Source organism: Rhodococcus sp. EPR-134 (genome assembly GCF_001647205.1).
Classification (GTDB): Bacteria; Actinomycetota; Actinomycetes; order Mycobacteriales; family Mycobacteriaceae; genus Rhodococcus_F; species Rhodococcus_F qingshengii.
In genome coordinates, this window is sequence record NZ_LVCT01000278.1 from 1 (window position 1) to 9,286 (window position 9,286).

Consider the following 9,286-nt stretch of genomic DNA (forward strand, 5'->3'; position numbering starts at 1 on the left):
GCCAGCTCTACGACTTGGACGAGCTTCCCGAGCACCTGGTCGTGGTCGGTTCCGGTGTCACCGGTGCCGAGTTCGTCTCCGCGTACACCGAGATGGGCGTCAAGGTCACGCTCGTGTCCAGTCGCGACCGTGTTCTGCCCGGCGAGGATGCCGATGCGGCGCTCGTGCTCGAGGACGCCCTCGCCGAGCGCGGTGTCACCCTCGTCAAGCACGCCCGCGCGGACGCCGTCGAGCGCACCGAGAAGGGCATCGTCGTCAAGCTCTCCGACGGCCGCACGGTCGAAGGAAGCCACGCTCTGATGACCGTCGGTTCCGTCCCCAACACCAACGGTCTCGGCCTGGAGCGGGTCGGCATCGAGTTGGACAAGGGTGGATACCTGCGTGTCGACCGGGTCTCGCGCACCACGGTTTCCGGTATCTACGCTGCCGGTGACTGCACCGGACTGCTCCCGCTCGCGTCGGTGGCTGCGATGCAGGGACGTATCGCGATGTACCACGCACTGGGTGAAGGCGTCAGCCCGATCAAGTTGAAGACCGTCGCGTCGGCCGTCTTCACACGCCCCGAAATTGCAACGGTGGGTGTTTCGCAGGCAGCGATCGACAACGGAGAGGTGCCTGCGCGCACCGTCATGTTGCCGCTCAACACCAACCCGCGCGCCAAGATGTCCGGTTTGCGTCGCGGATTCGTGAAGATTTTCTGCCGCCCGGCTACCGGCGTGGTCATCGGCGGTGTTGTGGTCGCACCCACTGCTTCGGAATTGATCCTGCCGATCGCGATCGCCGTACAGAACAACCTGACGGTCAACGACCTGGCGCAGACGTTCTCGGTGTACCCGTCGCTGACCGGATCGATCACCGAGGCTGCTCGTCAGCTCATGCGTCACGACGACCTGGACTGACAACCGACCAGAGTCTTCTTACAATGTGGGAACTCTGTTTCATATACTGAAGTATTGGTGGGATAGTCGAGATACCGACCGAATCAAGGGTCGGTATCTCGGCGCTCTCCCGCCCCGTTGACCCAGGACGGCTCAGGGTGTTTTTCCTCTGACCTTCATTCTGCGTGCCTGGGAGCTTCATATGACACACGCCGCGCTGTCCGCTCGCATGGACGGACTCCGTAGTTCTGCAATTCGCGATCTGCTCACCCTGACTGCCCGGCCCGACGTCATCAGCTTGGCCGGCGGACTGCCCGATCCCGATTTCATTCCGCGGGAGCGAATCTCGAAGGCAGCCCACGACGCACTCGGTGACCCCTCGTCCGTTCAGTACGGCGAGACCTCCGGCCTGCTGCGCCTCCGTGAGGTGATCGCCGAGCGCGAATCATCCAAGATCGGGCGGACACTCGACGTGTCCGAAGTCGTGATCACCCACGGTTCTCAGCAAGGTTTGAGCTTGCTCGCGCAGGTCCTCCTCGACGCCGGTGACGTTGTGGTCGTGGAGGAACCGGCATATACCGGTGCGCTGCAGGTCTTTCGAACGGCGCAGGCCCGTCTCGTTCCCGTCCAGCTGGACGAGGACGGAATGGATACCGACGCGCTCGAGACGAAACTCGCCGCCGGTCTTCGGCCCAAAGTTGTTCACACCGTGAGCAATTTCCACAACCCGCGCGGCGCGGTGCTTTCGGCGCAGCGGCGAGCGCACTTGGCGGCACTGGCGGACCGATACGGGTTCTGGGTGCTCGAGGACGACCCGTACGGCGAACTGTACTTCGGCGAGAAACCGCCCGCACCGCTGGCGGCGTTGTCGGACAGGGTGATTCGGCTGTCCAGTGCTTCCAAAGTGTTGGCACCGGCGCTGCGCGTCGGCTGGCTGCACGGCGACCGAAAGGTCTGCGAGGCGGTCGAACTGATCAAGCAAGGCGCTGACCTGTGCGGGTCTTCGCTCACCCAGCAGATCGCCGCAGACCTCTTCTCCGACGTCGAATGGTTCGACGCGCATCTCGACGTGCTTCGAGCGGGGTACGGCGCGAGGGCGAAGGCGTTGGTCACGGCCGCCGAGACGGAATTGAGTGGGCGTGCACGCTTTTCCGAGGTCCGCGGCGGGATGTTCTGTTGGATGGATTTCCTCGACGACGTCGACACCACCGAACTCCTGGGTGCCGCGCTCGCGCATGGCGTGGCATTTGTCCCAGGTTCGGCCTTCGCGGTCGAAGCGGACCTTGGTCGAAGCGCTCGACTGTGTTTCGCGACGTATCCCGAAGCGGTGCTGGTCGACGCCGTCGGCAGGCTCCGGGACAGTGTCACCGCAGGTACAGCCTGACTTTGTCGATAGTGTTGCGGAGCAGATCGATCTCCGTACCGGACGGCGGGGTGGTGACGGTGACGTGGTCGGCGACGGCCAGATCCCATCCCGTCGCCTCTCGCACCTGATCGACCGAGATGCCTTCGTGGACACTGGTCAGCTCCAACTCGCCGCCGGGGCCCTGGTGTGTCAGGACACCGAGGTTGGTGAACACCTTTGTCACTCCTGCACCTGCCGGCATGATGCCCTTTCCGCTGGCGTGGGCGCGGGCGGGGCTGGGTGAGGTGCAGAAGTCGAGCTCGGCCGGAAAGGAACTGAGGTCGTGGCGACGCATCACGACGAAGATCTCGGCGGCGTTCGCGATGATCTCGACGGCCCCGCCTGCTCCGGGCAGTCTGACCGTCGGGTTCTTCCAGTCACCGATGAAACTTGTGTTCAGGCTTCCCGTTCGATCGATTTGAGCGGCCCCGAGAAAACCGACGTCGACGTTGCCACCTTGCAGGACATAACCGAAGAGTGCGGCCATACTGAGCACGGATTCGGCGCCGGAGACCACGACGGAGTCGGCGATACCTTCGGCCATCGCCGACGGATGCGCGCCGCACACTCCGGATTCGTAGATCAGTTCTACGTCCGGATTCGACGTGTGGCGCGCGAGATCGACTGCGAGCGTGGGGAGCCCGACTCCGGCGAAGACCCGGCGCTTACCCGCCAACTCGCGTGCCGCGACGGCGACGATCGTTTCGGTGGAGGTGGTGTTGCCGCTGACAATCGTGGTGGTCACAGTCTGCTCCCGTAGTCGACTGGTGTGGAGAGTTTTGGTCCGACCTCGAGATCCGACCAGTAGTCGGCTCCGAGCTTGGCGAGATATTCGTCGTGATCGCCGAGTGTGTACACCCATTCGTCGAGCCAATTTCTCAGCAACGAAGGGTCTTTGGAAATCTCGGTCCAGCGTCGGTAGAAGCCGCAATCGCGGTCGTAGTATCCCTGTGCGTACGACGGGTGCGCGCCGCGCGGGCAGACGACAACCGCGTCGACTGCATGCGAGGGAATCAGAGTTCGGCTCGGATCTGACCTGATGACCTCGTCGTCGACCAGCTCTTCCACAACGACGATCGCCTTCTTCGCGGCGTAAACGGCTTCTTGCTGCACCCCGGCGATGCCCCAGATCTGTGCGTTCCCGGACGTGTCCGCTCGCTGTGCGCCGATGATCGTCACATCCGGATTCAACGGCGGCACAACGTAGACGCTCCCGCCGCCGTACGGATCCTCGACGAGTCTCAGTTGTGGGTTGAGTGCGGGTAGATCACTACCGGCGTACGACCGCAGCGGGAAGAAGGGAAGCCTGGCCGCTCCCGCCTGATACCGGCACACCATGCCGTAATGACTGTATTCCTCGACTTCGAGGGGGAGCGGGTCCTGGTTCTCGATGCGTCTGCGTAACTCGTACAGAGAACCTGCGGAGCCGCTGGCGAAGAACGAGGCAACCAGCTTTCGGACGCAGCCGGCGGCGACGAGTTGATCGGAAACGATGTCCGGCGTCATCCGGCAGAGCGTGAGGTCCTTTCTGCCCTGCCGGATGATCTCGTGTGCCGCGGCAAAAGGAATGAGATGTGAAAATCCCTCCAGCGCAACGGTCATCCCGTCTTCGACGTATCGGCCGACGGCCTCTTTCATCGAGAGGGTCTTGTCCACGTGTGTACCTCTTCTTGTTCTTTCGCGCACTCGGTCGGTTTCGGAACTTGACATGTTCGGCCGGTGTGGCGCAACAATGTCGGGTGGAAATTCATCAGATCAACGCATTTCTCGCGGTGGCTGAGGAGCTACATTTCGGCCGTGCGGCGCAGCGGCTTCGGATTGCGCAACCGCCGCTGAGTCGAACGATCAGGCAATTCGAGAAACAGCTCGGTTCGCCGTTGTTCGATCGGAGCACTCGAACTGTGCGGCTCACTGCTGCCGGTGAAGCGCTGCTGCTTCCGGCGCGCGAGATTCTGGACGCGTGCCGGATGGCCGAGATCGCGGTGTCTGCGGCAGGCAAGGGAACGACAGGTCGCGTTCGCCTGGGTTTCGCGGGGACTTCTTCGCATCTGCTCGTCGGGCGGTGGGCGAAATTGGTGAGAAAGACCAATCCCGGTATCGAATTCGTGCTCGACAGTTCTGCTTTCGCGAACGAGGCGTTGTTGATGCTGCTCGATCGACGACTCGACATCGGGATGGTGCGGTGGACCGTACCGCCGCTCGGGATCACGTCGAGATTGATCGCCGAAGAGAACTTTCTGGTGGCCATGTCCAAAGACCACCCGTTGGCGTCGAGGGACTCGGTTCGGTTGATCGAATTGGAGTCCGAGAATTGGGTGACGCTTCCGGCGGAGCCAGGTTCGATTCTGCGGGAGTCTCTGCTCACTGCCTCGAAGAACGCAGGGTTCCTGGCTCGCATCGTGCAGACGGCACCGGATTCGATGTCGTTGATCGCGCTGGTGTCCGCGGAAATCGGATGCTCGTTGACCATTTCCTCGGTGGCCCAGAGCATCGTGAATCCTGATGTTGTCTTTGTTCCGGTCATGGACCCACCTCCTCCTCTTCAACTGCGTATCGCCTGGCGAGAGGGAGACGACAGACCTGCACTTCTCGAAGTGTTGAAATTGTCCGAGCAGGCGCTGCCGTCCCTGGCCTAGACGGTTGCCCGACCGGTAGGAATCTCACCCGCTTCGGACTTCGGCGAGTTCGCAATATCGACAAGAGTGTTTTCGAGTTCGAGTTCGTCGTAGTCCGCTTGTTCGGCCGTCGAGAGTTCGCCCGCGTTGTAGCCGGTACGTCGGAGCAGGAGCAGGGTGCAGATCAGCGAGACAAGGGCGTACAGCCCGGATACGATCGCGACCCCGACGATATTGCCTGACGTGTTGAGCATCCACTGCGCCAGTACGGGAGTTCCGCCGCCGACGACAAGGGAACACAATTGGTACGCCGTCGACAGACCGGTGTAACGGATGTTGGCGGGGAAGGCCCGAGCGAGAACGCCGGCGATGGCGCCGTAGAACATCGAGTGCGGGATCGTGGCCAGACACATCGCGACGACTGCGATGGTGAAGTTCCCGGTTCGGATCGCGAAGAACATGGCGGGCATGAGGACGAACTCCGGTATCACCATCAGGCACATGGCTTTTCGCATGTCGATCTTGGAGACCAGGACGGCACCGAAAGGTTGGACGATGAACTGCACGACGAGCGCGATCGCGATGGCGGCCAGGAAGGTTCCTCGATCGTATCCGAGTTCTTTTGTAGCCCAGGACAATGCGAAGGTGTTCTTGAAATAGGTGACCTGGGCGAGGGGGAGTGCGCCGGCGCCGAGGAGAACCAGTACCCAGTGCTTGCGCAAGACTTCGGCGAGCGGAAGCTTGACGACCTTCTTGCGTGCGAGAACGGCCTTCATCTCGTCCGACTCTTCGAGTTTGAGGCGAATGATCATCCCGAGAATGACCAGCACCGCCGAGATGATGAACGGGATGCGCCATCCGTACAGGAGGAACGACGGCGTCGGCATCGAGGACAGAAGGAAGAACGCGATGGTGGCCAACAGATTTCCGGCGGGTGAGCCCTGTTGGGCGAACGCGGAGTAGAGGATGCTCTTGCCCTTCGGTGCATTCTCGCTGGCAATGAGCACTGCGCCGCCCCACTCGCCACCGACCGCGACTCCTTGGATGACGCGAAGGGTGACCAGACCGATCGGCGCCCAGATCCCGACCTGTGCGTAGGTGGGGAGGAGTCCGATGCCTACCGTGGCGACACCCATCATCATCAAGGTGATGACGAGAGTGTTCTTGCGTCCGATCCGGTCGCCGAGGTGACCGAAGATGATCCCGCCGATCGGCCTGGCGAGGAAGCCTGCCCAGAGTGTGATGAAGGCGAGGAGAGTTCCGACTCCGTTCGGGAGAGTGTCGGAGAAGAAGATGTCGCCGAATACCAGGGCAGCGGCAGTGCCGTAGATGTAGAAGTCGTACCACTCGATAGTGGTTCCGATGAACGAAGCGATACCGGCTCTTCGCGCCTTGGCGTTGATCTCCTCGGAACTGCGAGTGGGTGAACTCATGCGTGGCGACCTTTCTCTGCAACATTCGCGGCGCCGAAACGTGGCGTGCCTGAATGAGATTCGCAGAGTGGTGTAGGTCACGTCCAATACCAACTTGGTCGCCTATTGATACCTCAGGAGTATCAATGGGCGACCATGATCAGCTCTTCCGGTATGGAAGGATCGGGGTGATTACTCGGACCAGTTGTACGTCCGCTCGACGGCCTTGTTCCACTCCGTGTACAGCCGTGACCTTTCGGACTCGTCCATCGCCGGTTCCCAGGTTTGGCCGACGGCCCAGTTGTTGCGGATGTCTTCGGTGTCGGCCCAATAACCGATGGCGAGGCCCGCTGCGTATGCAGCACCGAGAGCTGTCGTTTCGTTGACCACCGGGCGGATGACGGGAACTCCGAGGATGTCCGACTGGAACTGCATCAGGGTTTCGTTGACCACCATGCCGCCGTCGACCTTCAGTGCGGACAGTTCGACTCCCGAATCCGCTCGCATGGCGTCGATGACCTCGCGGGTCTGGTGTGCCGTCGCCTCTAGCGCTGCGCGGGCCAGGTGTCCCTTGTTGACGAAGCGCGTCAGACCGACGATGACACCCCGGGCATCCGGTCGCCACCGAGGTGCGAACAGCCCGGAGAACGCGGGCACGAAGTAGGCGCCGCCGTTGTCGTCGACACTTGCGGCGAGCGGCTCGATGTCCTTGGCGTTCTGAATGATTCCGAGATTGTCTCGAAGCCACTGGACCAAGGAACCCGTCACGGCGACGGAACCTTCGAGTGCGTACACGGCAGGGGCTTCGCCGAGTTTGTAGCAGACGGTCGTCAGTAGTCCGTGCTTGCTGTGCACCGGCTTCGTGCCAGTATTGAGAAGCATGAAATTGCCGGTGCCGTAGGTGTTCTTGGCTTCACCCTCGGAGAGGCAGGCCTGGCCGAATGTGGCTGCCTGCTGGTCACCGAGGATTCCGGCGACCGGCACACCGGCGAGATTGCCGCGTGGACGTCCTGTGCCGTAGACCTCTGAGGAACTACGGATTTCCGGGAGCATCGACATCGGGATTCCGAAGTCCGCACAGATCGATTCGTCCCACTGGAGGGTCTCGAGATCCATCAGCATCGTGCGTGACGCATTGGTGACATCTGTCACGTGGACGCCCTCGGTCAGGTTCCACACGATCCACGTGTCGACAGTGCCGAAGCACAATTCGCCGGCCTCCGCTTTTGCTTTCGCACCGTCGACGTTGTCGAGAATCCAGCGGATCTTCGGCCCGGCGAAGTAGGTCGAGAGTGGTAGTCCGGTCTTGTCTCGATACTTGTCCGGACCCTCGTCGCCGCCCAGTTCGACACACAGTTGATCCGTGCGCGTGTCCTGCCACACGATCGCGTTGTAGATCGGCTTACCCGTCGAACGTTCCCAAACGACGGTCGTCTCACGCTGATTCGTGATTCCGACGGCAGCGATGTCGGCCCGCGTGAGATCGACCTTCGCGAGAGCGCCGGCCACCACCTCCCGAGTGTTGATCCACAGCGCCACCGGATCGTGCTCGACCCAACCTGCTCGCGGGAAAATCTGCTCGTGTTCTTTCTGCGCAACGCTCACCACGGCGCCGTCGTGATCGAAGATCATGCAGCGGCTCGACGTCGTGCCTTGGTCGATGGCGGCGATGTATTGATTCACTGTGCTCCTAGGTTCGGGCGTGTTCGCAGTAATCCGTGCGCTGTCGCAGTATGTGGATCAAGCTACTAGCCTGTAAACGGATTCGTCGTCGACTTACAGGAGACCGGGTTGAGTAAGCAGCAAGGTGCGCAGTTTCTCGGCCCGCAGCAGCGCGAAGCTGCTTGGGAACAACTTCAGACCGAGCAATTCGACGTCGTCGTGGTGGGCGGTGGTGTCGTCGGTGTCGGAGCGGCCCTCGATGCGGCCACCCGCGGGCTGAAGGTTGCGTTGGTCGAGGCCCGTGACTACGCATCCGGTACGTCCAGTCGCTCGTCGAAGATGTTCCACGGCGGTCTCCGCTATCTCGAGCAACTAGAATTCGGCCTCGTTCGTGAGGCGTTGCGTGAGCGCGAACTCTCGCTGACCACGCTCGCTCCGCACCTGGTCAAGCCGCTGAAGTTTCTGTTCCCCTTGGCTCACCGAGTGTGGGAACGCCCGTACATGGCCGCGGGAATCTTCCTCTACGACCGGATGGGCGGCGCCAAATCGGTCCCCTCCCAGAAGCACTTGACGCGGGCGGGCGCACTGCGCATGTCGCCGAGCCTCAAGCGCAGTTCACTGACCGGTGGCATCCAGTACTACGACACCGTCGTCGACGACGCTCGGCACACCATGACCGTTGCACGGACCGCCGCCCACTACGGCGCGGTTGTCCGAACGTCGACGCAGGTCGTGGGATTTCTGCGTGAAGCGGACCGGGTCTCGGGAGTTCGTGTTCGCGACTGCGAAGACGGCCGTACCGCGGAGGTCAAGGGTCACGTCGTCATCAATGCAACCGGTGTCTGGACGGACGAAATCCAGGCCCTCTCACGTCAGCGCGGACGGTTCCGGGTGCGAGCGTCGAAGGGCGTACACATCGTCGTCCCACGCGATCGCATCGTCAGTGAAGCCGCCATCATCCTGCGTACCGAGAAGTCGGTGCTGTTCGTCATTCCGTGGGGCAGTCACTGGATAATCGGCACCACCGACACCGACTGGAACTTGGATCTCGCACATCCAGCGGCAACCAAAGCAGATATCGACTACATCCTCGGTCACGTGAACTCCGTCCTGGTCACGCCGCTGGCGCACGCCGACATCGACGGTGTCTACGCAGGCCTGCGTCCGCTGCTTGCCGGTGAGAGCGACGAGACGTCGAAGCTCTCGCGCGAGCACGCCGTTGCCCGTGTGGCTCCAGGCCTGGTCGCCATCGCCGGTGGAAAGTACACGACGTATCGGGTCATGGCGGAAGACGCCGTCGATGTCGCAGCAGAA

General features: G+C 62.0%; 8 protein-coding genes. 4 read left to right on the plus strand and 4 right to left on the minus strand.

From position 1 onward, the window contains the following. Positions 1-899 (plus strand): NAD(P)H-quinone dehydrogenase (locus A2J01_RS12395; protein WP_156519256.1); only part of this gene is annotated, 899 nt, incomplete at its 5' end. Between the two features lie 181 nt (positions 900-1,080). Beyond that, positions 1,081-2,262, plus strand: coding sequence for an aminotransferase-like domain-containing protein (locus A2J01_RS12400; RefSeq protein ID WP_064112807.1), 1,182 nt, complete (start codon positions 1,081-1,083; stop codon positions 2,260-2,262). Here the strand turns inward: A2J01_RS12400 and A2J01_RS12405 are convergent. Together A2J01_RS12405 and A2J01_RS12410 are read right to left on the minus strand one after the other, a co-directional pair. Further along, positions 2,243-3,028, minus strand: coding sequence for a CoA-transferase subunit beta (locus tag A2J01_RS12405; protein WP_063316654.1), 786 nt, complete (start codon positions 3,026-3,028; stop codon positions 2,243-2,245). The genes A2J01_RS12400 and A2J01_RS12405 overlap by 20 nt on opposite strands. Continuing rightward, entirely contained in the window at positions 3,025-3,939 is a 915-nt protein-coding gene (locus tag A2J01_RS12410) for a CoA transferase subunit A (RefSeq protein ID WP_228232565.1), read from the minus strand. Before A2J01_RS12410 ends, A2J01_RS12405 begins: the two co-directional genes overlap by 4 nt. An 83-nt stretch (positions 3,940-4,022) precedes the next feature. Here A2J01_RS12410 and A2J01_RS12415 point away from each other — a divergent pair, with 83 nt between their 5' ends. Then, positions 4,023-4,919, plus strand: coding sequence for a LysR substrate-binding domain-containing protein (locus A2J01_RS12415; RefSeq protein WP_030535055.1), 897 nt, complete (start codon positions 4,023-4,025; stop codon positions 4,917-4,919). Here A2J01_RS12415 and A2J01_RS12420 read toward each other — a convergent pair. After that, positions 4,916-6,331, minus strand: a complete 1,416-nt coding sequence (locus A2J01_RS12420; protein ID WP_042449618.1) for an MFS transporter — start codon at positions 6,329-6,331, stop codon at positions 4,916-4,918. The two genes, A2J01_RS12415 and A2J01_RS12420, sit on opposite strands and share 4 nt — an antisense overlap. A gap of 171 nt (positions 6,332-6,502) precedes the next feature. Then, positions 6,503-7,993 (minus strand): glycerol kinase GlpK, encoded by a 1,491-nt coding sequence (glpK, locus tag A2J01_RS12425; protein WP_064112808.1) that lies wholly within the window; start codon positions 7,991-7,993, stop codon positions 6,503-6,505. A 108-nt stretch (positions 7,994-8,101) separates the two neighbouring features. Here glpK and A2J01_RS12430 point away from each other — a divergent pair. After that, on the plus strand, positions 8,102-9,286 hold a 1,185-nt coding region (locus A2J01_RS12430), incomplete at its 3' end, for a glycerol-3-phosphate dehydrogenase/oxidase (RefSeq protein WP_064112809.1).

What these genes read in the sequence shown, in the direction of transcription:
- A2J01_RS12400 (WP_064112807.1), top strand. Translation starts at nt 1,081, where the DNA reads ATGACACACGCCGCGCTGTCCGCTCGCATGGACGGACTCCGTAGTTCT.
- A2J01_RS12420 (WP_042449618.1), bottom strand. Translation starts at nt 6,331, where the DNA reads ATGAGTTCACCCACTCGCAGTTCCGAGGAGATCAACGCCAAGGCGCGA.